This is a genomic window from Kibdelosporangium philippinense (genome assembly GCF_021390435.2).
In the GTDB taxonomy this organism is placed as follows: domain Bacteria; phylum Actinomycetota; class Actinomycetes; order Mycobacteriales; family Pseudonocardiaceae; genus Kibdelosporangium; species Kibdelosporangium philippinense.
The window spans coordinates 1,510,805-1,536,386 of sequence record NZ_JAJVCN010000004.1; the positions used below are offsets into that span (position 1 = coordinate 1,510,805).

General features: G+C 64.4%; 25 protein-coding genes and 1 pseudogene. 17 read left to right on the plus strand and 9 right to left on the minus strand.

All coding sequences use genetic code 11. The features are described from left to right. Positions 1–6 precede the first annotated feature (6 nt). Complete coding sequence (locus LWC34_RS49990) at positions 7–1,317, plus strand: MFS transporter (RefSeq protein WP_233733172.1); 1,311 nt, start codon at positions 7–9, stop codon at positions 1,315–1,317. A gap of 371 nt (positions 1,318–1,688) precedes the next feature. On the opposite strand, the gene LWC34_RS49995 is transcribed toward LWC34_RS49990, so the two are convergent. Together LWC34_RS49995 and LWC34_RS50000 are read right to left on the minus strand one after the other, a co-directional pair. Continuing rightward, entirely contained in the window at positions 1,689–3,467 is a 1,779-nt protein-coding gene (locus LWC34_RS49995; protein WP_233733174.1) for an acyltransferase family protein, read from the minus strand. 120 nt (positions 3,468–3,587) lie between these two features. Beyond that, the gene (locus LWC34_RS50000) at positions 3,588–4,661 is read right to left on the minus strand and encodes a tetratricopeptide repeat protein (RefSeq protein WP_504925942.1); all 1,074 of its coding nucleotides are present in this window, start codon (positions 4,659–4,661) and stop codon (positions 3,588–3,590) included. A gap of 50 nt (positions 4,662–4,711) precedes the next feature. On the opposite strand from LWC34_RS50000, the gene LWC34_RS50005 reads away from it, so the two are divergent. The 3 genes from LWC34_RS50005 to LWC34_RS50015 all read left to right on the plus strand — a co-directional run bounded on the left by LWC34_RS50005 (position 4,712) and on the right by LWC34_RS50015 (position 8,048). Further along, the gene (locus LWC34_RS50005; RefSeq protein WP_233733176.1) at positions 4,712–5,149 is read left to right on the plus strand and encodes a hypothetical protein; all 438 of its coding nucleotides are present in this window, start codon (positions 4,712–4,714) and stop codon (positions 5,147–5,149) included. A 107-nt stretch (positions 5,150–5,256) separates the two neighbouring features. Continuing rightward, positions 5,257–7,578: an ATP-binding protein gene (locus LWC34_RS58490; RefSeq protein WP_233733178.1), complete on the plus strand. Its 2,322-nt coding sequence runs from the start codon at positions 5,257–5,259 to the stop codon at positions 7,576–7,578. Positions 7,579–7,673: 95 nt separating this feature from the next. Continuing rightward, positions 7,674–8,048: a DoxX family protein gene (locus tag LWC34_RS50015; protein ID WP_233733179.1), complete on the plus strand. Its 375-nt coding sequence runs from the start codon at positions 7,674–7,676 to the stop codon at positions 8,046–8,048. Here the strand turns inward: LWC34_RS50015 and LWC34_RS50020 are convergent. Beyond that, the gene (locus LWC34_RS50020) at positions 7,978–8,874 is read right to left on the minus strand and encodes a helix-turn-helix domain-containing protein (protein WP_233733180.1); all 897 of its coding nucleotides are present in this window, start codon (positions 8,872–8,874) and stop codon (positions 7,978–7,980) included. The genes LWC34_RS50015 and LWC34_RS50020 overlap by 71 nt on opposite strands. A gap of 103 nt (positions 8,875–8,977) precedes the next feature. On the opposite strand from LWC34_RS50020, the gene LWC34_RS50025 reads away from it, so the two are divergent. Continuing rightward, a complete protein-coding gene (locus tag LWC34_RS50025) occupies positions 8,978–9,871 on the plus strand; it encodes an alpha/beta hydrolase (RefSeq protein ID WP_233733181.1) in 894 nt (297 codons plus the stop codon). Positions 9,872–9,932: 61 nt separating this feature from the next. Continuing rightward, on the plus strand, positions 9,933–10,337 hold the full coding sequence (locus tag LWC34_RS50030) for a DUF3995 domain-containing protein (RefSeq protein ID WP_233733182.1): 405 nt from the start codon (positions 9,933–9,935) through the stop codon (positions 10,335–10,337). Here LWC34_RS50030 and LWC34_RS50035 read toward each other — a convergent pair. Continuing rightward, positions 10,324–10,770: a DUF4383 domain-containing protein gene (locus tag LWC34_RS50035; protein WP_233733183.1), complete on the minus strand. Its 447-nt coding sequence runs from the start codon at positions 10,768–10,770 to the stop codon at positions 10,324–10,326. The genes LWC34_RS50030 and LWC34_RS50035 overlap by 14 nt on opposite strands. A 144-nt stretch (positions 10,771–10,914) precedes the next feature. Here LWC34_RS50035 and LWC34_RS50040 point away from each other — a divergent pair, with 144 nt between their 5' ends. Continuing rightward, positions 10,915–11,061: a hypothetical protein gene (locus LWC34_RS50040; protein ID WP_233733185.1), complete on the plus strand. Its 147-nt coding sequence runs from the start codon at positions 10,915–10,917 to the stop codon at positions 11,059–11,061. Positions 11,062–11,168: 107 nt separating this feature from the next. Here the strand turns inward: LWC34_RS50040 and LWC34_RS50045 are convergent, their stop codons facing one another. After that, positions 11,169–12,692 (minus strand): tetratricopeptide repeat protein, encoded by a 1,524-nt coding sequence (locus LWC34_RS50045; RefSeq protein ID WP_233733186.1) that lies wholly within the window; start codon positions 12,690–12,692, stop codon positions 11,169–11,171. 370 nt (positions 12,693–13,062) lie between these two features. Between LWC34_RS50045 and LWC34_RS50050 the strand changes: the two genes are divergently transcribed. After that, entirely contained in the window at positions 13,063–14,241 is a 1,179-nt protein-coding gene (locus tag LWC34_RS50050; protein ID WP_233733187.1) for a cytochrome P450, read from the plus strand. Between the two features lie 859 nt (positions 14,242–15,100). On the opposite strand, the gene LWC34_RS50055 is transcribed toward LWC34_RS50050, so the two are convergent. Then, positions 15,101–16,315, minus strand: a complete 1,215-nt coding sequence (locus LWC34_RS50055; RefSeq protein ID WP_308200270.1) for an amidohydrolase — start codon at positions 16,313–16,315, stop codon at positions 15,101–15,103. A gap of 73 nt (positions 16,316–16,388) precedes the next feature. On the opposite strand from LWC34_RS50055, the gene LWC34_RS50060 reads away from it, so the two are divergent. Further along, a complete protein-coding gene (locus tag LWC34_RS50060; protein WP_233733189.1) occupies positions 16,389–16,808 on the plus strand; it encodes a GtrA family protein in 420 nt (139 codons plus the stop codon). On the opposite strand, the gene LWC34_RS50065 is transcribed toward LWC34_RS50060, so the two are convergent. Together LWC34_RS50065 and ligD are read right to left on the minus strand one after the other, a co-directional pair. Continuing rightward, complete coding sequence (locus tag LWC34_RS50065) at positions 16,789–17,322, minus strand: superoxide dismutase (RefSeq protein WP_233733190.1); 534 nt, start codon at positions 17,320–17,322, stop codon at positions 16,789–16,791. The two genes, LWC34_RS50060 and LWC34_RS50065, sit on opposite strands and share 20 nt — an antisense overlap. Continuing rightward, on the minus strand, positions 17,319–18,182 hold the full coding sequence (gene ligD, locus LWC34_RS50070; protein ID WP_233733191.1) for a non-homologous end-joining DNA ligase: 864 nt from the start codon (positions 18,180–18,182) through the stop codon (positions 17,319–17,321). Before ligD ends, LWC34_RS50065 begins: the two co-directional genes overlap by 4 nt. Positions 18,183–18,332: 150 nt before the next feature. Between ligD and LWC34_RS50075 the strand changes: the two are divergent. The 7 genes and pseudogenes from LWC34_RS50075 to LWC34_RS58495 all read left to right on the plus strand — a co-directional run bounded on the left by LWC34_RS50075 (position 18,333) and on the right by LWC34_RS58495 (position 24,570). Continuing rightward, positions 18,333–19,233 (plus strand): annotated as a pseudogene (locus LWC34_RS50075) (TIGR03557 family F420-dependent LLM class oxidoreductase). Positions 19,234–19,256: 23 nt separating this feature from the next. Next, positions 19,257–19,670 (plus strand): phage holin family protein, encoded by a 414-nt coding sequence (locus LWC34_RS50080; RefSeq protein WP_233733192.1) that lies wholly within the window; start codon positions 19,257–19,259, stop codon positions 19,668–19,670. Further along, positions 19,667–19,966, plus strand: coding sequence for a DUF3618 domain-containing protein (locus LWC34_RS50085; protein WP_233733193.1), 300 nt, complete (start codon positions 19,667–19,669; stop codon positions 19,964–19,966). The genes LWC34_RS50080 and LWC34_RS50085 overlap by 4 nt, the downstream gene beginning before the upstream one ends. A gap of 39 nt (positions 19,967–20,005) precedes the next feature. After that, positions 20,006–20,758, plus strand: coding sequence for a phospholipase D-like domain-containing protein (locus LWC34_RS50090; protein WP_233733194.1), 753 nt, complete (start codon positions 20,006–20,008; stop codon positions 20,756–20,758). A gap of 63 nt (positions 20,759–20,821) precedes the next feature. Next, positions 20,822–21,418, plus strand: coding sequence for a phospholipase D-like domain-containing protein (locus LWC34_RS50095; RefSeq protein ID WP_284051966.1), 597 nt, complete (start codon positions 20,822–20,824; stop codon positions 21,416–21,418). Between the two features lie 87 nt (positions 21,419–21,505). Next, entirely contained in the window at positions 21,506–21,928 is a 423-nt protein-coding gene (locus tag LWC34_RS50100) for a hypothetical protein (protein ID WP_233733195.1), read from the plus strand. Positions 21,929–22,065: 137 nt separating this feature from the next. Then, positions 22,066–24,570 carry an ATP-binding protein gene (locus LWC34_RS58495; protein ID WP_233733197.1) on the plus strand — a complete coding sequence of 835 codons (2,505 nt, stop codon included), beginning with the start codon at positions 22,066–22,068 and terminating at the stop codon, positions 24,568–24,570. Here LWC34_RS58495 and LWC34_RS50110 read toward each other — a convergent pair. Next, positions 24,546–25,049 carry a GNAT family N-acetyltransferase gene (locus tag LWC34_RS50110; protein WP_233733198.1) on the minus strand — a complete coding sequence of 168 codons (504 nt, stop codon included), beginning with the start codon at positions 25,047–25,049 and terminating at the stop codon, positions 24,546–24,548. The genes LWC34_RS58495 and LWC34_RS50110 overlap by 25 nt on opposite strands. Positions 25,050–25,233: 184 nt before the next feature. On the opposite strand from LWC34_RS50110, the gene LWC34_RS50115 reads away from it, so the two are divergent. Continuing rightward, positions 25,234–25,581, plus strand: a complete 348-nt coding sequence (locus LWC34_RS50115) for a hypothetical protein (protein ID WP_233733199.1) — start codon at positions 25,234–25,236, stop codon at positions 25,579–25,581. Position 25,582: the final 1 nt, after the last annotated feature.

Genomic DNA, 25,582 nt, shown 5'->3' on the forward strand with positions numbered 1-25,582 from the left:
GAGAAGATGACCGAGACCGCGGCCCAGCCCCAGCGCTGGTACCAGTCCTTAGACCGGACCCAGTGGCGCGCCCTGATCGCGGCGAATCTGGGTTGGTTGTTCGACGGCTTCGAGACGTACGCGTTGATCCTCACTGCGGGCGTGGCGCTTCGCGAGCTCGCCCCGGATCAGAACGGCGCGTTCGCGGTCGGCCTGACCATCGCGCTGACCCTGCTTGGCTGGGGCGTTGGTGGCATTCTCGGCGGGATCCTCGCGGACTACGTCGGCAGGCGGAAGATCCTGCTGACCGCGATCACGTTGTATTCCTTGTTCACGGGCCTGAGCGCGGCGGCGTGGTCGTGGGAGTCGTTCCTGGTGCTCAGGTTCCTGACCGGCATCGCGCTCGGCTCGGAATGGGGGACCGGCACGTCACTCGTCGCCGAAATGTGGCCCCCGAGCGCCCGCGCCAAGGCCGCCGGGTTGATGCAATGTGGACTCGGCCTTGGCTTCTTCATCGCATCGGCGTGCTGGAGCTTCATTGCCCCGCTCGGCGAGCATTCCTGGCGGTACATGTTCCTGATCGGAGTGTTGCCCGCGCTGTTCGCTCTGTGGTTGCGCCGGAGCGTGCCGGAATCCGACCGGTGGGAACGGGTCCGCGATCGTCGCACGGAACTGGCCAGCGGCAGCGAACTGTCCGACAAGGACCGTAACTACCTGCGGTTCACGGTGCGGCAGATCCTGGCGGACCCCAAGCTGCGCAGGCTGACCGTCCTCGGTTCGATCATGTCGGCCGTGACCACCCTGGCGTGGTGGGGAATCTCTACATGGGTGCCCGCGTATGTCGGCAGCGTCGCCCAACGGGAAGGCCTGTCACCGCAGAGCTACGCCAGTACAGCCGGGATGATCTACAACGCGGGTGCCATCGCCGGGTACATCAGCCTTGGCTTCCTCGCGGACCGGTTCGGTCGCAAGGGGACAGTGTTCCTCTACTTCGGAGCGTCACTGGTGCTGACGCCGGTGTTGTTCCTGTGGACCCACGACCTGTGGCTGATCCTCGTTTTCTGTGCGGTGAACGGGTTCTTCACCCTCGGCCAGTACACGTGGATGCCGGTGTGGCTGCCCGAGTTCTACCCGACGCACCTCCGGGGAACCGGGACGTCCTTTGTGTTCAACGCGGCCCGGTTCATCGCCTTTCTCGGCCCGCTCACCGCGGGCACGATCATCGCCCAGTTCGGTGGCTACGGCACGGCCGCGACCGTGCTCGGCCTCGTGTACATCGTCGGGATGATCGTGGTGCCGTTCTGCCCGGAGACCCGTGACCGTCCGCTGCCCGAGTGATCCATATGGCCAATGGCTGATATTGCTTGGTCGCAATAGCAGCCGAAAGAATTCGGTATTCCACCGGTTTGGACCATCGCGTGCCACCGGCCGGTGTTTTTCGGCCAATTGGAGCAGGGATGGGACGACAGCGCGTGACACCGCTGTACGCCTGCCGGGGAGGTGACAAAACCTGGCGCGGCGAAATAGTTTCGTTGTGGCGCCGAGACCGTAATTCTGCCACAACCAGGAGGTCGAAATGATCGTCGTCGGTCTGGGTATCTTGGGTATGGTCGGCTGGTGCTACCACTGCTACTGCTGAGTCCTTCCCTCCGCGCACAAGAAATGGGCACGGGCGCCCAGGTTGACCGCTGGGCGCCCAAGTCCTTTGCTCAAGGCGCTGTCGCGGCCTGCGCGATCAGATTCGCGTACGCCGTGGCACCTTGCGGCTTCATGTGAATGCCATCGTTGTACAGCAGATCTTTGTGCTCAGAAGCGAAAGCGTTCCAGTCGACGATGCGCAGGTTTGAATAGCGATCGGGCATCGACCGCAGCAGCTTGAGATTGTCGTCCTGCCACGGGCGTGCGACGTACACGGTCGCCAGCAGGACGCGTTGCCGGTCGCGCAGCTTGTCCAGCACGCCGGTCAGCTGGCTTTCCTTGATCACGCCGTTGTCGCCGGTATGAATGAGCACGATCGGCTGCAGCTTGCCGCTTTCCTGATCCGCTGTGATCTTTTCAAGGACCTTGCTGGCCTGGATACCTTCGGTGGTCGACACATCCGCTTGTTTGAATGCCTTCTGCATTCCGGGGATCGCGCCTTCCAGCACCGAGTCGCCGTACGCGGAAATGGACAGCTGTTTCGCGTCAGTCGCCGTCGCGCTCGGTGTGGCCGCGGACGGAATGACGTTCGCCGTCGTCCCGGATTTGTTGCCGGACAACGCGAAGACCGTGACCACGATCGCCACGACCACTGCGGCCAACACAGCGATCCCGGGCACCGGGCCGATTCGCCACCGAGTCCAGCCTTTCTCGCGGACGGGTTTCTCGACCATCTGATAACTCATTTCTGTGAGAGCCGCGATCAACGTGAGCCGCAGCAGGAACAAACCCGGTCCGTCCAGGTCGACGTCAAGGTTCGGCCGGGTGAAGGTCATGACGGGCCAGTGCCACAGGTACAAGCCGTACGACCGGCGCCCGACCGCGCGCAGCGGACCAAGCGACAGCAGCCGCGCGACGGGCGTCTGGCGCGTAGCCGCCGCCGTCACCGCGAGGGCCGCGAGGCTGATGCCCTGCAGGCCGTAGCGGTAGAGCCCTTCCGTGTACGGATCCAGCCAGATCGTCGCTGCCACAAGCGCGAGCAACGCCGTCGCGCCCAACGAAGCCAGCCACGGTGGGCCCTTACGGAGGCCTGCCATCGGCCTGCCGAGACCGTCACCGTGGCGAAACACTGCCAACCCTGCGCCCAGTAGGAGGCCGAACGCGTGGCTGTCGGTGCCGAAGTACCAACGAGAGCCATCGTTGTCATAGGGCACGTTGTCCATGGCGCTACCGATGGCCATAGTCAGCGCGGAGGCCAATGCCAGACCGATGATGAGCGTGAGAACGGCCGTACGTCGCCTTCGCCACGTGACCGCAGCGGCCGCGAACAGAGCGAGCATGAGCGGCCACACGAGGTAGAACTGCTCTTCGACCGCCAGTGACCACAGGTGCTGCAGGACCGGCGGGCGCCCGGATGACTCGAAGTACGACCGCTGGCCAAGGACGTACCACCAGTTCGAGGCGTAGGCGAGCGCAGCGACCAGGTCGCCTCGGAAGGATCCCAACTGGTCGCGTGCCGCGATGAGCACCGCAAGCGAGGCCGTGACCAGGACAACGAGCAACGCGGGTGCCAGGCGGCGTACGCGAGCCGCCCAGAACCGTTTGAGGTTCACCCTGCCGGACGCGACCTGCGCCCATAGTTGACCGGTGATCAGGTAACCGCTGAGCACGAAGAACACGTCCACACCGATGAACCCGCCGCGCGCCCACGGCACGTTGGCGTGGCTCAGGATGACCGCCACCACCGCGAGGCAACGCAGCCCGTCAAGGGCAGGAAAGCGCGTCGGGCGCGAGAACTTGACGGTCGGCTCGGTGCGTGGCAAGCGGACCGTGCACTGCTCAATCGTCATGCAGTCGACGATGCGGCACGCATGTCTTGCCGTCGTTCTGGCAATGTCATGCGTTTGCAACAGATGAAAAGCTCGTGAGTGGTTAGGCGTGTTCTAACGCTGCTAACCACTCACGAGGCTTCAGGCGTGTGTGGAGCTCGTGATGAAGGTCGAGATGAAGTCGGACAGCGCCCGGGCGTCGGTATGGTCCCTGTGCTTGTCCGTCTGATGCTTGAGCGGCTGGATCCGGTCCTTGACCCGGACGGACTTGAGGGTCTCCGCGGCACTTACCGCCTCGATCCCCACCGAGGCTCCCTGCTCCACCTCACCGGCGAGCATGTGGTTGGTAGCCAACATGATCAAGCAGAACGACCGGCTACGGACCATGTCCGGCCCATAATTCCTGATCGCCTCGGTCAGCGCGGGAATCGCGACCCGGCTGTGGTGCGCCCCGACCGCACAGGCCAGTTCCGTGTGGATGGTCCCGACCATCGCCGTGAGCTCGACCTCGGTGAAGAACCGCGCCCAATCCGGGGCCTCGCCGATATCGGCATTGCCCAAGTCGTCCGCGGCACGGGAAAGCAACCCGACCGCGGGCTCGGCATCGCCCTTCTTCGCGTACGCCCAAGCCTGGTTGGCGTGCAGGATGCTCGACGCCAGCGCCGACGAAGACCTGTGCGCGGCCAGTTGACCGAGCTGGAAATGCGTCAACGCGGCATCCGGGGATCCGTGGTGCAGGCGTAATCGGCCCTTGCGGTAATGGATGTTGGCGACGAGGGCCTCGTTGTTGCCTTGCTTGGCGAGCTGGAGCGCGATGTCGAAGTGATGGTCCGCGGCACCGATGTTGCCGCTGTCGAAACACGTCCACCCGGCGAGGTTGTGCAGGTCAGCGACCGCTGACAGCAGCCGGTCCGGCACCGGGTCGGACATGCTCAGGATCTCGTGTCCCCAATGGATGCGGACCATCACCGCCTCGCGGCACATTCCTCCGCCACACCGGTAGTCCACCGTGCGCAGGGCGCTGATGTGTGCTTCCAACTGCTCGGCGTCACTCGTGCCCGATCTGCCGTGCGTTGGCGGGCGAAAATTCACGAACTCGGGAATCGTCATGGCAGCCAACCTTGAACAGAGTTCAACCGCCCCTCGACGACGGAGAGTACTCCCGCCGACACAGGTAGGGATATAGGTATTTCTGCGGGCGCGCGTGGGAGGCACACGTAGGAATCTGGAACGGTTCCGATCGTCGCCGAAAGGGTCGTCATGCCATGGCGCGACGCAGGCACCTCCGGCTGGTCACCGGCACGGAGGGCATTTCCGACCAGGTTTCGTCCGCACAGGTCAAGTACGGCGATCTAGCCGACCGGCGGCTGGCTTCGATCCTCGCGGCCGAGGACACCGCGGAAAGCTACGGCCTCGGCCCGTACGCCCGAAGTACCTGCCAGGTCCATCGATGCTGGCTGCACCAATGCATTGCCGAACCGGTCCACGTGAGCGCGGTGACGGGGCATCGATGGTGTCTCGAATGCGAGTGCCCGGTCGATGTCGACATCGATGAAGTGGGTGCGGTCCGGTTGCGGTGTTCCCGCTGTGGTGGTCAGCCGGATACGACTGCCAATCGGGAAGTGCTGCTCGCCTGCCGGACAAGCTTGTCCGCGATGCACGCGGGAACGCGCGCGGAGCTGTACGAAATACCAGAGGAGTGACCGAAACTTTCTGTTTTTCATCAGATCGGGGATGGTCGTTGCTCTCTCCAGGGGAACGACAACGTGGTGTGTTGACCCATTGCCAAAGGGGGATCAGGGTTTAGCGCGTGGCACTCGCGACACGCCAGCGTGGCAACCTGCCGGCTGAGACCACGACTTTCGTTGGTCGCAAGCAAGATCTGGCCGAGGTCAAGCAGTTGCTGACGAAGGCACGACTGGTGACGTTGACCGGTGTCGGTGGCGTCGGCAAAACCCGGCTGGCGCTGCGGACAGGGATTGACCTGCGACGTGCCTTCCGTGACGGGGTGTGGCTCGTCGAACTCGCCGATCTGCCGAACGGCGCATTGGTGCCGCATACCGTTCTCGAGGCGCTTGCCGTGCACGACGAGACCGGGCGCGACGCGACCGACGTGCTCGTTGAGCATCTGCGGGAGCGGCAAGTCCTGCTGATCTTGGACAATTGCGAGCACTTGGTTGAAGCGTGCGCGGACCTTGTCGACGTTCTGCTGCGTGCCGCGCCGGGATTGCGGGTGCTCGCCACGAGTAGGGAGCGGCTCGGAAACAGGTGTGAGTACCTGTGGCCGGTCAGCCCACTGCCGTTGCCGGACGAGTCCTCGTCGCCGGGGGAGTGGCCGCGCTTCCCTGCGTTGACGTTGTTCGGCGAACGCGCGGCCGCGGTACTGCCGGGCTTCACGATGACCAACGAGACTCAGGCGCGAGTCGCTGAGGTTTGCCGGTTGCTCGGTGGCATTCCGCTTGCCATCGAACTGTCCGTGGTCCAGCTCAGAGTGTTGAACCTGGACCAGTTGACCGCCCGGCTCGCCGATTGTTACCGCCTGCCTGCCGCGGCCACGCGCGGTGGGCTGCCGAGGCACCAGACGTTGCAGGCGGCGGTGGAGTGGAGCTTCGACCTGTGCACGGCGGCCGAACAGAACCTGTGGATGCGGGCATCGGTTTTCGCTGGCGGGTTTGATATGGCCGCGGCCGAACAGGTCTGTGCCGCGGCAGGCCTGCCGTCCGATGAGATGCTCATCCACCTGTTCCGTCTGGTCGACAAGTCGGTGCTGATCAGCGAGCCGGACGCGGAACAGAGCAGGTTCCGGCTGCTGGAGCCGTTGCGACAGTATGGAATGGACAGACTTCGGGAGTCCGGTCAGCAAGACTCGGTCCGGCGCAGGCATCGCGACTACTACCTCGAACTCGCTGAGCACAGCGAGAAGGAATGGTTCGGGCCACGGCAAGCGGAAATGGTCGCGCGTACCAGCTTGGAACACGCCAACTTCCGGGCAGCACTGGACTTCAGCCTGTCCTCGGACACCACGGCGGCGCTGCGGCTCGCGGCCACGTTGTGGTTCTATTGGACTGGGTGCGGGATGCTCGGCGAAGGCCGCCTTTGGCTCGGCCGTGCTCTGGAATCCACTTCGGAGCCTACTGCTGAGCGAATGAAAGCGTTGTGGGTCAATGGGTACATTCACACTTTGCAGGGTGATGTGGCTGCGGCCGTTACAATGCTTGAGGAATGCCGGTCGTATGCGGGCAGTGTCGGTGACGAGGTCGCTTTGGCGTACGCGACCCACAGGATTGGTTGCAATGCTCTTGTCGGCGATGATGCGGAGTATGCGAAGTCCTTGTTCGCCGACGCGCGGGAACGCTATCGGCGCCTAGGCGTGTTGGACAGCAACGTCATGCTGGCCGATATCGAGCTGGCCATCGCTTCGGTGTTCCTCGGTGAGCTCGATCAGGCCGCTGCGCTTTGCGAAGAGGCTTGTGAGACGGGCCTTGCACATGGCGAGCAGTGGGCGTACGCCTATGCGATCTACGGTCTGGCGCTGGTTTCCTTGAGCCGTGGTGACTTGGCCGGGGCAGCCGCTCACGGTCGTGAGTGTCTGCGGATCAAGCGTGAATTCAAGGACCAGCTGGGTATCGTGCTCGCCATCGAGATACTCGCGTGGACCGAAGCTGCGCAGTCCAATTGGGACCGGGCGGCGACCATGCTCGGTGCTGCGCAACGGATCTGGCAGTCTGTCGGCTATCCCATGTTCGGCTCCAGGTACTTTGGTGCCCCGCATGGACACTGCGAGACCCAATCCGAACAAGCGCTTGGTGCCGAGATGTATGAAGCCAAAGTCCGGCATGGCCACGAAATGAGCCTGGACGAAGCGATCATGTATGCGCTCGGCGAAGACAAAACCCCGATCCGCCCTGCCCATGAGGCGAATCAGCCGGCGGCACTGACCGAGCGGGAACTCGAAGTCGCCGGACTGATCGCGACCGGCCTTTCCAACAGGGCGATCGCGCAGAACCTTGTCATCTCCCAGCGTACGGCGGAAGGCCACGTCAACCGGATCCTGCGCAAACTCGGCTTCGACTCCCGCGCCCAAGTCGCGACCTGGGTCACCCAGACATCGATGGCGACCGGTAACGACTGAAGCGACGACAATTCGCCGATCTCCCGGTGAACCGGATGAATGACCGGCGCACGGCGTTACTGTGCGCAGGATTTCGTCCCCTGCTAGGAGTATCGGTGAACATCGCCCTGTGGGTTGTGCAAGGCATCCTCGCTGTCGCGTTCCTCATCGCCGGTGGCACAAAGCTGGCACTGTCGAACCAGCGGCTGCTCGAAAGAGGACCGGCTATGGCGTGGGTCGGTGACTTCAGCCAGCGGTCCGTGAAAACCATTGGCACTCTTGAGGTGCTCGGGGCGCTGAGCCTGGTCATCCCGCCTGCTTTGGACTTCGCGACTGTGCTGACGCCGACCGCGGCAACGGGTTTCGTGCTGCTGATGTTCGGCGCGACCATCGTGCACCTGCGTCGCGGTGAGACTGTCGCTATCGGACTGCCGATCCTGCTTGGCGTGTTGGCCCTTGTGGTCGTCTTCCTTCGTGCGTTGGCTCTTTGAGCTTGTTCCAGGAGGCCAGCATTCGCAGTGCGTCGTGGGACGGTGTTCCTGGCTCGGCCGTGAGAGTCATCAGGCGTTGTCCGCTGCCGTCGGGACTGTCCCAGGTGTCACAGTCGAGGGTCAGGTCGCCGACGAGCGGGTGCCGGTAGTTCTTCATGCCGTACGAGGCGCTGTTGACCTCGTGGGTGGCCCACCACGTCCGGAAGTCAGCGTCCTGAACGGACAGTTCACCGACGAGAACGGCCAGGTCAGGGTCAACGGGGTCCTTGGCGGCTTCCATGCGGAGCGCGGCGACCGCCTCGCGCGCGTTGCTCTCCCAGTCGACGTGCATCGCACGCACAGCGGGGTTTGTGAACAGGATGCGGATGTAGTTGCGCCGCGCGGGCGGGATGTCGGCGAAGTCGGTGTACAGCGCGGCGGCGGGAGCGTTCCAGGCGAGGATGTCCATGCGCTTGCCGAAAACCATCGCCGGGTTCTCGGTGAGCTGGTCGAGCAGCCGTCGCATCGGGGGCCGGACCTGCTGCGGGCGTCGACGGCGTGGGCGGGAGTCGCTTTTGCCAGCGAGTTGGTACAAGTAGGACTGCTGGTCTTCGTCGAGACGGAGTGCCTTGGCCAGCGTGACAAGGACGGACGCGGAGGCTTGGACCCGGCCTTGTTCGAGGCGGGTGTAGTAGTCGACGCTGATCGCGGCGAGCTGGGCGACTTCCTCGCGGCGCAGCCCGGTGACTTTGCGTCGCGTGACCGTCTGAGGCAGACCGACCTCGCGCGCGGTCAACTGGGCACGGCGGGCCTTGAGGAATCCACCGAGCTCATTGGGAGCGCTCATGGCAGCCATTGTGACCCTGGCGCCGATTCCGTGCGGGGGCAGGATTTTTCCCAGGCAGAGATTCGCACTGGTAGGCGCGGTGAAGCGGGCCAAATCTGGACCTATGAGAACTGATGCCACCTTCGACAGCGCCGGGATCCAGATTGCCGGCCACCTCTACGCCTCTTCTTCCGACGGCCCATGGCCTGCGATTGTGGTCGGTCACCCGGGCAGCGGCGTCAAAGAACAGGCCGCTGGCCTGTACGCACGGCTGCTGGCCGAACAGGGGTTCGTCACTCTGGCGTTCGATGCCGCGTACCAGGGTGAAAGCGGTGGCGAACCGCATGGCCTCGAAGACCCGGCGCAGCGGGTTGAAGACCTGAAGGCCGCCGTCACCTTCTTGGCCTCGCGGCCCGATGTCGATGCCGAACGCATTGCTGTCCTGGGGATTTGTGCCTCAGGTGGTTACGCGCTTCCTGCGACTGCCAGTGACCACAGGATCAAGGCCGTGGGCACGGTCAGCCTTGCGGACATCTCCCGTCAGTTCCGCCTCGGCGCTGACGGTACCCAGGACCCGGCCGTTTTCCAGCGGCTTCTGGATGCTGCTGCGGCTGCTCGTAACGGCGATGGGCCACCGAGTTTCCAGTTGTTCCCGGACACTGTGGAGCAAGCTCGGGCATTGGGTGGCGAGCATGGTGTTGAGGGCTTCGACTACTACCGGACGGACCGTGCTCGGCATCCGCGCTCGATGACGTTCATGACCTGGTCCAGCGTTGACCGGATGGCGTTCTTCGACGCTTTCGGCGCCGTGAGCATGATCGGGCAGCGGCCGGTGCTGGTGATCGCCGGGCGTAAGGCTGTTACGGCGTGGATGAGTGTGGAGGCGTTCCAGCAGATCCAGGGGCCCAAGGAGTTCCACTGGATTGACGGTGCCAGTCACGTTGACCTGTACGACAAGGAGCAATACGTGGGTCCGGCGGTTTCCCGGCTCGCCGAGTTCTACCGTCGCGTGGTTTGACGGTTGCGGCCTTTCGTGCCAGCGTGGAGTCATCGCTGGGGGAGGTTCGTTGTTCGGGTACATGGCTGCAGGCTGGGCACTGGTGTTCGCCTGCGCGCACTTCTTCTGGGCGCTCGGTGGCCAGGTAGGGCTGGCTGTTTCAGCGGGACAACAGCTTGCCGCCGAACGTCCGGATTGGTTCGTCGCGAGTGGACTTTGGGGCGTCGGCGTACTGTGCCTGTTCGGCGCCTTGATCGCGCTTGGTCTTGCTCGCGTGTCGCATCGGCTCCTGACGATCCTCGGCTGGGGTATCGCGGTGCTGCTGCTTGTCCGCGGGATCGGTGTCGAAGTGCTGATCCTTCTTGGCGAGGCGCCGGGAGTGAGTGCGGAGCAGAAATTCTGGACACTCGCGCTGTGGAATCCGTGGTTCATCCTCGGCGGTGTCCTCTTCGCACTCGCTGCCCGGCGGTCTGTCAAGGGCGGGTGACCGGCCGCGCGCCTCGGCCGAGGGCGACGCCGAGCCCGATCATGGCGATCGCCAGAACGAGATGCAGCCAGTTGTCCGCATCGTTCACTGGCACGAAGTTCGCTTCCCCGCCCATGTCGATGACCACGCCGTAAAGCCAGATCAGCGCATACACGGCCCCGCCGCCGATGAGGAAACCGCGGGCGCCGGAAGCCGTGCGTGCCAGTGCGAGCCCCGCGACACCGAAGGCCAAATGGACGATGTTGTGCAGGATCGAGACGTTGAACAGGCCAAGCAGCAATGCGTCGGAGTGGTGACCGGCGAATTGGAGCGAGTCGAAGTTCGTGGTCACGCCCGGAATGAATCCCGCGATCCCGACCAGCAGGAACACCACCCCGAAGGCGAGTGCCGCGAGCTGGACGGGTGTGCGGGCTGACTGACGTACCTGAGTCATTGGGTACGGCCTCCTCTTGACGATTTGTCCATTCCGGCTGGCTACCCGCGGTGCGTGAAAGGAAACTCGGCCGTTTTTACCCGATCAGGGTGCATGAAGGCCGCTGGTAGCGGGTATCCGGTGAATCGCTCAAGGGAGGTAGCGATGGCCAAGCATCGACTGGACAAACAAGACGGAAACAAGTGGGGCGGGCCCGACCTCGTCGCCGAACTCGACGGCCAGGAGCCGACAACGCATGCGAATGACGACCACGCAGGGGCTGACCACGGCAGACAGACCGACAAAGACTGACCAATCAAGACAACTCAGTTGAGCACTGTTGCTGGCCGATGGCCACGGTGCTGTGCTGCGTTGCTAGAGGTGGCGGCGCTGAGCCATGTGGCTGGCGGGCATTGTTATCACTGTTCCGCTGTCTGCGCCGATGTAGCGGCCAGTTCTATCGCATTCCGATAATCTGACGCAGCTTCGTCGAGTCGCCCTGCGGCCTGTAGGGCGACGCTGCGGTTGAGCCAGATGTCCGCGTCCTGCGGGGTTATTTCCAAAGCGCGGGTTAGTTTTTCGATGGCGGCTGGAAAATTTCCGCCGTCGTAGTCCAGGATTGCGCTGTTGACCAATGCTGGGGTCAGGTTCGGGTCTCCGCGTAGCGCCCGCGTGAACAGCTCCCGCGCCGCCTCCATGTCATCCATCATCAACAAGCCCTTGGTGCACAACAGATGCGCGTTGTCGGGGGCGAGCTTGAGGCCGTGCTCGACGTCCGCCATCGCGGCGTCGTAGTCGTCCAATTCGGCCAACAGGGCTGCTCGGTTGACTCGGGCGTCGAGATGGTCTGGGTCAAGTTCCAGCACATACCCGAAGTCCTCAAGGGCTCCTTGGATATCACCACGCGCTGCCCGTAGATCACCTCGGCTGTAGTAAGGCTCGGGCCATGGGGCGCTCAAAGCCATCGCCCGCTCGTAACCCGCGATGGCGCCTTCCGCATCACCGAGCAGCTGCACGCATCCGGCCCGGTAGTAATGGTACTCAGGGAAATACGGGTCCCTGGCCACTGCGGCATCGAAGTCTTGGAGAGCTTCGTCGAGGCGTCCTAGAGCCTGGAGGATCCGGGCACGGTTGAGGTGCACGATCGCGTGGTGCTCAAGGGCACTGTCGGGAAGTTCGGTTCCCAGGATCCCGAGAGCCTCGGTCGTCAGATCCAGAGCCGCCTCGGGGCGACCGAATCGCAGCTCGACGAGGGCGAGTCCGTTGCGCTGGAAGGAACGCGCGAACGGGTCGCTCAGTTCATCCGCCAATTCCACGGCTTTCCGGGCCAACGAATGAGCGCGGGAGAGGTCGGGGCGGGCGTGGAATGTCGTGTGCAGCATGGCCAATGAATAATTCGTGGCCATCAACGTGGCTGGGTCGGCGTATTTTTCCTGAACCTCAAGCAGGATTTGCTCAGACAGTTCCGGATCCGTGCTGCGTACGCTGAACGCGTGCAGCAGGCGGATCCTGCGGTCCTCGACAGGGTCCTGAGTCACGACATGCTTCGCCAGTGCCGCGGCGATTTCGAAGTCCCCAAACGAGATGTACGACCGCACGGCCTCCTCGGTCGGCTGCGGGAGGGCTGATACTCCACTGAGGACAGTGACAAGCGGCGATCTGCGGGTTAGAACTGCCTGGAGTTCCTGGTTATCGACGGTCAGGGTGAGCGGGCCCGTGAGGTCTACATAGGAATTGAGAAGTTCGGCAATGCCGTGCGCGGCTCGGCGGATGACTCCGTCCTGGAATCGCGTGCGTTCTTCCCATGAGGCGACGTCCGTCAGCGTTTCAGGGACCGAATCTGCGAGGTCCGGCAGATACGTGCGGATGGCGTAGCGGTGCTTCGCTGTCAGCTCTGGGTGTTCGCGGTGGATACGCAGGACGATGTCGCGCAGGACCGGCAAGCTCGTCGCCTTCTTTCTTCGGTGTGGCGTGAAGGACACCGGCCTTCACGCCACAGTCCATCCATTCAGCGGATCGGGAAGCCGTACAGGAAAATGCTGCTCTTCACCGCCGCCGGACCCGGCTTGCGGGCGCTGGCCTTCCTCATGGGTTTCTCCTCACTCTGAAAAGGGACGGCCCGAGGATCACTCAGCGGCGCCGATCGCGGCATCCCCCGGACCGCATTCCGCCCGATGGCGAACGACCGTCGCACGATCGGGCTGGCCAGGTGGCTGCACGGGTGGCGTCTGAGCCGTGTCAGCGCCGTGTCAGGACCGTCGGTGAATGTGGTCCGCAGCCACCACGAAAGGACATCTCATGCACGGTCTGCCCATGAAGCGCGACGCGGGCCCGTTCAACCCGCCAAGCGAAATAACTCAGCTGTGTCAGGCTCGCCCGGTCAGTCCGTTGATCTTTCCCGACGGGCACGAGGGCTGGCTTGTCACCGGCTACGACGAGGTTCGCCAGCTCATGGCCGATACGCGGTTCAGCTCACGCCAGGACCTCGGCATCGTCCACGTGCCGTACGAGACCCCGGGCATGCCCGCGCAAACCGAGCCGTCCCCGGCGATGCCGGGCGTGTTCGTCGCCATGGATCCGCCGGACCACACCCGGCTGAGGCGCAAACTCACTGGCGCGTTCACCGTCAAACGCATGAAGCAGCTCGAAGACCACATCGCCGAGATCGTCGAGCGGCAGCTGGACGAGCTGGCGAGCCTGACCCCGCCGGTTGACCTGGTCAAGGAGTTCGCGCTGCCCGTGCCGTCGCTGGTGATCTGCGAGCTGTTGGGCGTCCCGTACGCCGATCGGGCGACCTTCCAGGGCCACTCCGCCAAGTTCCTGGAAAAGGACATCACGCTTGACGAGAAAATGGCAGCACTCGGCGGGATCATGACGTACCTGACCGAGCTGGTCATCAGCAAGCGCGCCGAACCCAGCGAGGACATCCTGGCCGACCTGGCCCGTGACGAGGACCTCGGGATCGACGAGCTGGTCGGCATCGGCTTCCTCCTGCTGCTCGCTGGCCACGAAACCACAGCCAACATGCTGGCGCTTGGCACGTTCGCGCTCCTTGAGCACCCCGAGCAGCTGGCCGAGCTGCGCGCCAACCCGGACCTGGTGCCCGACGCCGTCGAGGAACTCCTGCGCTACCTGGCCGTCGGTGACGTCTTCTACCGCTACGCCACCGACGACATCCCGCTCGGCGGCCAGACGATCACCAAGGGATCGACCGTGGTCGTGTCATTGCTGGCTGCCAACCACGACAGCCAGCGCTTCGACAACGCGGACACTTTGGACATCCACCGCAAGGCCCGCGGGCACCTGTCGTTCGGCCACGGCATTCACCAGTGCCTCGGCCAGCAGTTGGCCAGGATCGAGATGCGTGCCGGGTTCGCCGGTCTGCTGCGTCGCTTCCCGGCACTGCAACTCGCCATCCCGGCCAGCGAGGTGAGGCTCAAGACCGACATGAACATCTACGGGGTGCACGAGCTGCCGGTGACCTGGTCCTGAGTGACCCGTATCTCAATACCTATACAGCGAGATTAATGGCTTGTCTCGTCAGGTTGCCGCGTTTGTTCGGCGGAGCCCGTCTCCGCTGACCAGGATCCAATCCGAGGTTGTCCGAATGACTCCGAATGAGGCATTTCCCCGGCGAGAGGGCCGTCGCCTCGTCAGTCGCACGTGCCACATCAGCCCCACCTATCACGGGTGGAGATGCCGTGAAGGTCACCTTGGCGGCGTTGAACGCGTCAAACTCGGCCTTCGCGCCCCTGAACGTCACGTCATGCCCGTACTCCTCGCCGGGCGGCCAGTTTCATCCGCGTCAGCCGTCGATCATCGCAGGTTAACCGCGCGCGTCCGTCGACAGTCTCGATCGAACTCCGAACCTCAAGTTCCTGGCATTGGTATCCAACGCGTCGAGGGAGGCCCTCGCGCGTTCACGCCGATGCCGGGGATGCAACCAGGTCCACACGCGGGCCGCTTTCGGCCACCTCAAGGTCCACTAAGGACAGAAATTCGCCTCGTCAGTCGCACGTGCCACATCAGCCCCACCTATCACGGGTGGGGATGCCGTGAAGGTCACCTTGGCGGCGTTGAACGCGTCAAACTCGGCCCTCACACCCCTGAACGACGAGCAATGCCCGCACCCCTGCCACGGCGGCCGGTTCCAGCACCGACCCGCCCCGCCAGCCGCACGTATTCACAGGTCAACCGCCCTTGCCCGCCGCCAGCCTCGGCCACACTCCGAACCCTAAGCTCCTAGCATTGGCGTCCAACGCGTCAAGGGAGGCCCTCGCGCGTCTAACGCCGCGAGGGTGACCTTCACGGCATCAACTTGGGCACTTTCGTCACTAGCCAACGGTATATCTCAAAGCGAGTACACGGTTCGCCCGTCGACCATCGTTTCCTGCACCTTGATGTCCCGGATCTCATCGCGGCGACAGGTCAACGGATTGCCATCGAGGACGACGAGGTCGGCGCGCTTGCCGGGTGTCAGCGTGCCGACACTGTGCTCGGCGAACTGCGTGTACGCGCTGCCCGCGGTGTACAGATGAAGCGCCTCAGCTGGGGTGATGGCCTGACCGGCGCCAAGAATCTCGTCCTGGAGGGTCTTGCGTGTGGTCATCCACCCGAGTGACCACAGTGGACTCGGCGGGACGACGGGTGCGTCGGTTCCGCCCGCGACCACCAGTCCGGCGTCGATCAGGTCTCTGACCGGAATGCCACGGCCGGCACGTTCCCGTCCCCACCACTTGACCATATTGTCGCCAAGCAGCACGGGATGATCCTGCACGGTCGCGAGAATTCCCATCCGCTTCATGGTTTTCATGCCCGCATGGCTGGGCAGGAAAAGGTGCATGAGCGCGAACCGGTATGGCGCGAGGCGGATTTCATCGTTCGCCTTGCGCAGGGCGGAGACCACGATGTCGAAGGCCGCGTCGCCGACGACATGCGTCTGGAATTGGAACTTGTGCCTTGCCGCGGTGACATACATTCGCGCCAGCTCGTCCTCGCCGCCAGCCGGAAGCCTGAGCGTGCCGCGATAGCCGGGATTGGTCTGCTCGCCGGGAATCACCTGATACGGCTGGTAGAGGTAGCCGCCTTCGACCCCACCATCGGCGTAGGACTTGAACCCGTCAAGGCTGAGCATGTCATCGCCAGACTTGCCTGGAAAGGCTTCGACCATTGTTTCGACGTCAGCCAACGACGTCACCCGCAAGAGCAAATGCGCGCGTACGGTCAGTTGCTGCCGCAGGCTGGCGTAGAGCTCATAATTTGCCGGGCTGATCCCGGGTTCGGTCACCGAAGTGATGCCCAAAGCGTTGTGCGCGGCCATTTGCGCCAGCAGCAACCGCCGCTGCTCGGCAATCGCGGGCGGGGCAGGAAGATGCGCGCGCACGAGCTGCGCCGCCGCTTCCAGCAGGACTCCGGTCGGCTCGCCGGACGCGTCACGAACGATCACGCCACCGGCCGGATCTGGCGTATCCCTGGTGACTCCGGCGATCTTCAGCGCCTGGCTGTTCACGGAAACCACGTGCCCGCCGCGCGGGCAAGAATGCGCAATAAGGCACGTGTGACGCACGGGACAGCCCGCCGATAGTCACCCGACAGCTTTGCCACAGGTTCCCAAAAGGATCACCCGTCAGTCTTTGACCGTGACCACTTTCGCGCCTCGAGCGGCCCTCGCGCCAACCGGCGAGATGCAACGGCAATTCGTCCGGTTCATCGTGATCGGCGTGGCCAACACGGGCCTCTCACTCGCCTTCTACCTGCTGTTCCGGGTAGTGACGACAGCGACCGTGGCCAACCTGGCCGCGACGGTACTGACAACCGTCATCGGCACGATCCTCAACGGCCGGCTGACCTTCGGCGTGCGCGGACTGATCTCGGTGTCTCAGCACGCCAAGAGCATGGCGGTGACCGTGCTCGGATTCGTGATCACAACGGTCGCGGTGAACATGGCCGACGGCAGCGCGATGGGAGAAATGGCCGCACTGATCGTGTCAAGCGGCGTGGCAGGCGCAGTACGGTTCATCCTGATGCGCTATTGGGTTTTCACCGCGCCCGCAAGGTAAAACAAGCCAACCGCGTGTCGCTTTCGGACACGACGAACGAAGCCGGAGCCCGCTCGCTCAGCGTGAACGGCACACTGGTCCGCGGCTTGGCGGCCCCATCGTGGTCAGTACGTAAATCAAGCCAGATCTCGTTGTCCGGATTGGCATAAGCCGGATCGACGGACGGCTGCCGCGGATCAACGCGGTTCTGAAACCGCGGCCCAGCATCATCGGCGGACTTGCCACAGGGCTTGGTATGCGCGCGGACGGCGTATTCCCGGTTCGGCAGCAGCCCGGTCGCGGTCAGCTGAACATTCGTGGCATCACCGGTCACCAGAATCTCAGCGGTCAGTTCTGCCCCAACGGGAGCGGCTGGGCTGTAGCTGAACGCATTGGTAGCCGACTCCGGCGGCGCGAGCGTGCCGTCCTGCCGAACGGCGGCCTCCTGAGACCGGGTATTGGGCGGCGGAGTGACGCCCCCAGTTGAGCACGCGCTGACGGCTATCAGCAATGCGGCACCGATCTGCGGCTTCATTGTTCGTCGCCGATGGATGACCACGGGTCCTTGACCCGCGTCAGCCGCCGCTTGATGGTGTGCAGGTCATAGCCGTTCGGTGTGGCGCGGCCGAGTTGCGACCACAGCAACGGAGTCGCGACCGGCGCCCCAGGTCTGGCGCGCAGCGAGTACGGGCAGACGAAGGTCTGGCCATAGGCGTTGCGGTTGATATCCAGGTAGATCCGGTCGCCGCGGCGCTGCTTGCGCTGCGCGGTGGTCAAGTTTTCCGGATCCTGACTGGCCACTTCGTCTGCCATGTCCGAGGCTCGTGCCCGGACCTGGTCGAAATTCTGTGACCGGTCGAGCGGCGCTACGACATGGAAACCTCGGCCGCCAGTGGCTTGCACGTACGGAACCAGCCCAACCGAGCGGAAAGCCTTACGCAGCCGCCGCGCCACGGATCGCAGGGTGGCCACCGGTGTCCCATCCGGCGGATCGATATCGATCACCAGCCGGTCGGGATGATCGAGTTTGTCCGCTGTGGACAACCAGACGTGGAACTCGATCGTGGCCTGGTTGGCCAGATACACAAGCGCCGCGGCATCGTCACACACGACGTGCCGGACGGTGCCGGAACTCGTGCGCCTGGGCACGTCGACCGTGGTCAGCCAGTCAGCGAAATAGTCGGAGACGTCGTGCTGGAAGAAGCCATCGGAATCGATTCCGTCCGGATAGCGCCGCATGGTCAACGGCCGCCCGGCCAGGTGGGGCAGCATCACGTCGGCCACCGCGCGGTAGTGCTCGATCACGTCGCCCTTCGTCACCGCCGGGAACATCTGTTTGTCCAGTTTGGACACCTTGATGTCGTGGTCGGCGACATGGACGGTGGTCGTGGCCATGAACTCGGCTACCCGTGCAGGTCAGACAGCAAACTTGGGGCAAGAGCCGGTGAAGTCGGCCAGGGTGGGTAACCGCGTTACATGGTGAGCTTCGGTTACTTCCTGTCCTGTGAGGAGTTCCGGCCCCGTGAGCTGGTGCGTCAGGCCACAATGGCCGAGGCGGCCGGGTTCGAGCGGCTGTGGATCTCGGATCACTTCCATCCGTGGAACGACGAACAAGGCCAGAGCCCGTTCGTGTGGTCGGTGATCGGCGCCTTGTCGGAGGTGACCACGCTGCCGATCACCACCGCCGTCACGTGCCCCACGTACCGCATCCATCCCGCCGTGATCGCGCAAGCGGCAGCGACGGCCGCAGTGCAACTGGACGGCAGGTTCGTGCTCGGCGTGGGCAGCGGTGAGGCGCTCAACGAGCACATCTTCGGTGACGCGTGGCCCGAGACCGACGTCCGGCTGGAGAAGCTCGAGGAAGCGGTCGCGGTGATCCGCGCACTGCATCGAGGTGACGAGGTTTCATCACGGCACGCACTACACGGTCGAGAACGCCCGGATCTACACGCTTCCCGACGAGCCCGTGCCGATCTATGTCTCAGGTTTCGGCCCCAAGGCCGTACAGCTGGCTGGCCGGATCGGCGACGGCTTCATCTGCACGATGCCCGACGCGGATCTACTCAGGACATTCCGCGAGACTGGTGGCGCCGACAAGCCAACGCAGGCAGGCATGAAGGTCTGTTACGCGCCGACCGAAGTCCAAGCCGTGGCGACCGCGTACCGCATCTGGCCCAACGAACACCTGCCAGGCGAACTGGCCCAAGTCCTGCCCACCCCTCGGCACTTCGAGCAGGCCGCCGAGCTGGTGACACCGGAGATGGTGGCGGACGCGCTGCCGTGTGGGCCGGATCCCGATCCGTACATCGAGGCCGTCCACAGCTATGTCGACGCCGGTTTCGACGAGATCTACGTCCAGCAGATCGGCCCCGACCAGGACGCCTTCTTCGACTTCTGGCAGCACAAGGTCCAGGTTGGCATCGGTGCTGCCCGGGTATCCGGGTAGCACTGACCAGGGAGGTGTGTGTCGTGATCGAGGAAGTGAACAAGACGCCTGCTCAGGACAAGTCGGTCGGACAGCTGGTGACTGACCTGTCAGACGGGCTGAAACGGCTGGTCCGGGACGAGATCCGGCTGGCTGTCTTCGAGTTGCGGCACAAAGGCAAGAAAGCGGGCGTCGGCGCCGGTTTGTTCGGCGCCGCTGGTCTGTTCGCGGTACTTGGCCTGGCGACCTTGGTGGCGGCAGTTGTGTTGGCCTTGGCGCTCGTAATGGCGGCCTGGCTGTCGGCGGTGCTGGTCGCGGCCGCGCTGCTGATTGTTGCCGGGATCGCCGCGTTGATCGGCAAGAGTCAGATCAGCCGGGCGACGCCGCCGGTGCCCGCGGAGGCCATTGACAGCATCCGCGAGGACGTGCGCACCATCCAGCAGGGAGTTCGGTCATGAACGACTTTCCGAAGACCGCCGAGCAGGCGCGGATCGACCGTGATGCCACGCGGGAGGAGATCACCGAGACGCTCAACGCGTTGGCGTACAAGCTGAACGTGAAGGGGCGGGCCAGCGAGGCGGTCGGTGACTCGATCGACCGCGCGTCCACGAAGATCGCGGGCAAGGTGTCTCCCTCAGCGGCCGAGCGGTTCCGGCACTCCGCCTACGCTGTGCGTAACCACCCGCTGCGGGTGATCGCTGTGCTCGTCGCGTTGGTGGTGGCGATCCGGTTGAGCCTGCGACTGCGTTCCTGACCGGTTTGGCCGGGCGGGTTTCTGGAAACCATGGCTGGTATGGGTTTACTCGACCGGATTGACAATCGGCTTGGCGACGGCCTTGAGCGAATCCTGTGTTCCCATCATGCTCGGCGGCTACGCAAGCTCGGCTGGGACGACATCCTGAGCGAAGCCGGGACAGGCTGGTTCAGCCCGCACGCGCCGGTTCGCGCGGGGTGCCGTCTCAAGATGCTCATCGACGGCGAGGAAGCGTTGCCGGAGATGGTCGAGGCGATCAAGGGCGCGCGGTCGTACGTGCATCTGGCCGGGTGGCATTCGAGTCCTGATTTCCGTCCGACGCGCGGGGACAGCGCGCAGACCCTGCGGGAACTGCTGGCTGAAGCGGCAGAACGGGTACCGGTCCGGGTTTTGCTCTGGGCAGGGCCGCCTTTGCCCGCGTTCGAGCCGACGCGTAAACGGGCGCGTGCGGCGTGCACGGAGTTCATGCGGGACAGCAACGTGCGATGCGTGCTGGACTCACGTGAACGAACACTGCACTGCCACCACGAAAAGCTGGTGATCGTCGACGACGAGATCGCGTTTGTCGGCGGGATGGATTTCACCGCCATGGAAGGCGACCGCCACGACAGCCCGAAGCATCCCGCGGACCGGCCGATCGGCTGGCACGACGCGGTCATGCGCACCGAGGGGCCAATAGTCGCCGACGTGGCCAGCCACTTCCGCAACCGTTGGGCCGAGGTCGCCGGTGAGGAACTGCCGCGCCCGCATATGCCCGGCCATGTGGGAACTTCGACCGTCCAGTTTGTATGAACCGTTCCGGAGAAGACCTACGACTTCGCGCCACGCGGCGAGTTCACCGCGCTTGATGCGTACCTGCGTGCGCTCAGAGCGGCTGAAGACCTGATATACCTGGAGAATCAGTTCCTGTGGTCGCCGGAGATCACCGAAACCCTGATCGACAAGCTGCGGAATCCGCCGCACGACCGCTTCCGCGTCGTACTCGTCCTGCCCCGGAAACCCAGTAATGGCGCGGACACCACGCGCGGTCAGCTCGGCCGATTATTGGAGGCCGACGACGGCAACCACAGACTGCTGGCCGTCACGCTGACCTCGCACGACGGCGAATCCAAGGTGGCGGTCTACGTCCACGCCAAGCTCGCCATCATCGACGACACATGGATGACCGTCGGCTCGGCGAACCTCAACGAGCACTCCCTGTTCAACGACACCGAGGCCAACGTCGTCACCGATGACGCTGGGCTGGTGAAAGACACCCGGCTACGTCTATGGGCTGAACACCTGCAGCTTCCTGTGTCTGAAGTGGACGATGAACCCGCTGATGTGATCGATCGCCTGTGGCGGCCTTTCGCTGAAAGCCACGAGAAACACCGGCTCACGCTGCTGCCTGGCGTATCGCGGCGGGTGGATCGGTTGCAAGGCCCGTTGCGTGGTCTGCTTGTCGACGGCTGACTGTTACCCGGGTCACATTTCCCCGGTTCGAGAACCTACACGGCCGGTGCTGACGCCTGACAGGGAAACGAATCGGGAAGGGGAGCCATGGCGAAGGCAGGACGGGTGATCGGCGGGCTGGTCGGGGCGGCCGGGTTGATCGCCATTGGCGTTGTCGGCACCGCCAGTGCTTCGGCGGACACTTCGGGGAGTACGCAAGACGTGAGTAAAGGACACCATCAGCCGCCCAAAGGGGCGCGGGCGACGGTTCGGGTCAGCCCGAACCCCACCACCGAGCGCGGCCAGGAAGTGACCATCACGGGTGATTGTGGTGGCGGTCCAGGGTTGAAAGCCGTGATCGGCGGGTTCCCTGACAAGCCCGCGCTGGTGAACATCCGGATCTTGAAGGACGACCCGAAGGCCTTTCTTGCCAAGGCAAACCTCGCGCCACACATCGGGAACGGTGTCGGGCCGGTGTTTGTGGACTGCGGCGGCGAAGTCGGCGTGACCCTGTTGGTCACGCACGTCTGATCGACGGCCCCGAAGCGGCGTTGGACCCCCGACGGCACTTCGGGGCACTATTCTGTCGATCGACAGAAAAACGTCGCCATTCTGCCGCACGGCACATACGATGACAGGTCCCGGTCCCGGACTGAGGGGGATGGGCCGTGCTCGAAAGAACTTCGGCGTTGGCGGCGCTCGTGGACACCGTCATCGACGCGCGTGCCGGTACAGGCACGATGGTCCTGGTCAGTGGGGAAGCGGGAGTCGGGAAATCGAGTCTGCTACGGGCATTCGCAGACCAATTGCCCTCCGATGTACGGGTCCTGCGCGGCGCGTGCGACGACCTCCTGACGGCACGGACGTTGGGTCCGCTGCGTGACGCGGCAGCCGCGACCGGCGGGCCGCTGGAAACAGCCCTGGCCAACGGAACGTACGACGGCATATTCGAAGCCGCGATCGCCGAGTTGTCCGCGCACGCAACGATAGTCCTGGTCGTCGAGGACGTGCACTGGGCTGACGACGCGACATTGGACGTGCTCGGTTACCTGGCGCGGCGAATACATCGCCTTGGCGCGGTTGTCGTGGCGTCGATCCGGGACGGCGGCGCACCCACAGGGCACCCGTTGCAGCGCTGGCTCGGCACACTGAACGGCGCACGCAGGGTCGTGCTGCCGCCGCTATCCGTTGCCGCGGTGGGGGAGTTGGCGCACCAGACAGGCTGGGATCCAGTCGTGTTGCACTCGCTCACTGGCGGAAATCCTTTCTTCGTCACCGAAGTCCTCGCGGCCGCGCTGGGTGAAGTGCCGGACACCGTCGTCGATGCCGTCCTCACGAGGGTGCGGCGACTGTCTCCGGAGTCCCAACAAGCGTTGGCCCAGTTGGCTGTCATCCCAGGCACGGTCGATCTGGAACTCGTCGACGCGGTGCTCGGCGGATCGCTTGCCTTGGCTGAAGCCGAAACGCATGGCATCCTGCAGGTGCATCCGGACGGCGTGGCATTCCGGCACGAGCTGGCCCGCCAAGCGATCGAGCTGAGCCTGCCCATGTTGCGGCGCCGAGGATTGCACCAGGCTGTGGTCACCGCGTTGCTCGGGAGGTCCCGGCTTGATCTGGACCGGTTGATCCATCACGCGGTCCGCGCCGGTGACACCGACGCCGTGGTCGCCCATTCCGCGCAGGCGGCAAGACAAGCGGCCGCTGCGAGGTCGCATCGGCAAGCACTGGCGCACTTCGAAGCGGCGGTCAAGCACGCGAACCGGTTCGAGCCAGCCGAACGGGCCGCGTTGCTCGTCGACTACGCGTGGGAACTGCACAACGCACACCACTTCCTAGACGCCCTAACCTCCGCGGAGCAAGCCGTATCGATCTACAGTGGACTCAACGACCCAGTGGCGCTCGGTCAGGCAGCCGTGCTGTTGTCCCGGTTGTATTACCTGGTCGGTGAAACCACTCGGTCCGAGGTCGTTGCCCGAGCCGCGGTCGCCACGCTCGAACCCACTGGCTCTTTGCCTGCCTCCGCCTACGCGACCACGTATCACGGCGCTGTTCTCGCCCTCGCAGGGGATCCACTGGCCGCGAGCACTCTGCGCAGGGCCCGTGTGCTGGCGGAGAACGCGGAACGCATTGATCTGATCGAGCTGTGCCTGATCTACCAGGCTCTCGCCGAGCCGGACCTGGACACCGGCAGCCGGATCGCCTTGCTACGGCAGAGCATTGACTTCGCACTTGTCCACGGGCATCACGAACACGCCGCCAGAGGCTACACAAACCTGGCCTTGCTGCTTTACCGGCACGGCAGGCTCGACGAGCTGGAGCAGTGCGTGACCGAAGGACTGACGTTCAGCCACGATCGCGGATTCGAACAGCATATGTACGTTCTGAAGTCCCAGGCTTGCATGGTCCGGCTACACCGTGGCGATTGGGCCGGGGCCGAGGCTGGTTTGGCCGCGCTGCTCGACCAGGAGGAAGACGCAGGGCTCCTGCACAGCATCGCCGAGCCCGTCCACGCCCGCCTGCAAGCGCGACGTGGTGCCTTGGATTCTGGCAAGCAACTCGTCGCCGCATGGCAGGAGGCCCTGCGCCAGCGATCCCTGACCAGCCTGGCCTTTGCGGGCATCGCCCTGATGGAGTGGGCCTGGCTGGCCAACGAGCCGCACACCGCCACCGCCATCCTCGATTCCTGGGCGCCGCACGCCCATCGGCCCGAAGCTGAACCGGTGACAGCGGAACTGCGCCGATACGCCGCCCGTCTGGCGATAACGCCCGCCACAGCACACAAACCCACGGACGATCCATACGAGCGAGCCCTTCAGCAAGCCGACTCCGACGCGGTCGAGCCCGTGATCGACGCCTTGCGCGCGCTCGACGACCTCGGTGCCAACGCTGCGGCCACGATTGTCCGTCGGAGACTGAAAACCCTTGGCGTGCGGACGATTCCACGCGGCCGGGCGTCAAGCACGCGGGCCCATCCGGCAGGACTCACCAACCGTCAAGTGGACGTGCTCGACCTTCTCGCCGAAGGACTCACCAACGCGGAGATCGCTGCGCGGCTTGTGGTTTCCGTGCGCACGGTCGACCACCACGTCTCCACGATCCTCTGCAAGCTGGGCGTGTCCTCCCGCCGCGAAGCCGTGGCAAGGACAACTCAGGCAGCGAGGTCCAGCCGGTAAGCGAGCGCCACGAAGTCACCGACGCCGTAATGTTCGGCCGCAGTGATGTCCCAATCCGGGGCACGTTCGAAGCCAAGCTGTTGGTACATGCGGATCCCGTCAGCCATGAAACTAGTGGTGTGCAAACTCAAGGCTGCGGCGCCGGTTTCCCGCGCCCGGCGGATGCAGTCGGTGAGCAGGGCGTGTCCGATGCCCGCACGGCGCTGCTCAGGGTGAACCGCGACCGCGCGACACCAAGCCCAATCGGCGGGTAGCGAGAGCTCGTCGACCGATCCCGCAGGGTAAAACCGCGCGGTCCCGACGAGCGTTCCGTTGTGCGAAGCGACAAGGCTGGTTCCACGGTTCAACTCCGTCAGATCCGCGAGGTAGCGGCGGAACAGCTCGGTTGGCATGTCGGCGGCGTACTGCCGGTAGGCCGCCTGCAGCAGCGCTCGGATCCCGGCCAGCTCGTCGGATCTGGCGTCCCGGACTTTCATCATGGCAACGGTTGTACGGATCGCGGTGCCGGTGGTACATCGGTAGCCGGTGCCTATCTTTGCGGGTCGTTACGAAGAGCGACGATGGCTTTGCGTGGATTGACGAAGACACCTCACCCACCGTGTTGGGAGGCTTCGCCTGCCGTCAGTTTTCACACTAAGGCGAGCAATAGGTGAGGAGAACATCTTGAAGCTTCTCAGCGCAGCGGCTGCCGTCGCGGCCGCGCTGGTGCTCGGCGGTCCGGCCGTGGCGTCCGCACAGCCTGCCACGGCCGAACAAGTGGGTGTCGCCAGCCTGCACCGCACCTGGAACTGCGTGGTCCCAGGCGGTTACGTCTGGTCGGCCGTGCGATCCAAGCCCAGCTGCGGATCGCGCTACGAGTACTTCCTGCTCGACGCCGTGAACGTCAACCTGACCGGCCAGTGGGCGTGTGCGATCCCGAGCGGCTACTCGTACACCTCCTCGCGCCAGGGCATCAACTGCTCGGCCTCGCCAGGATCGTCGGCTTACGAGTACCGCCTCGTGAAGGTCTGAT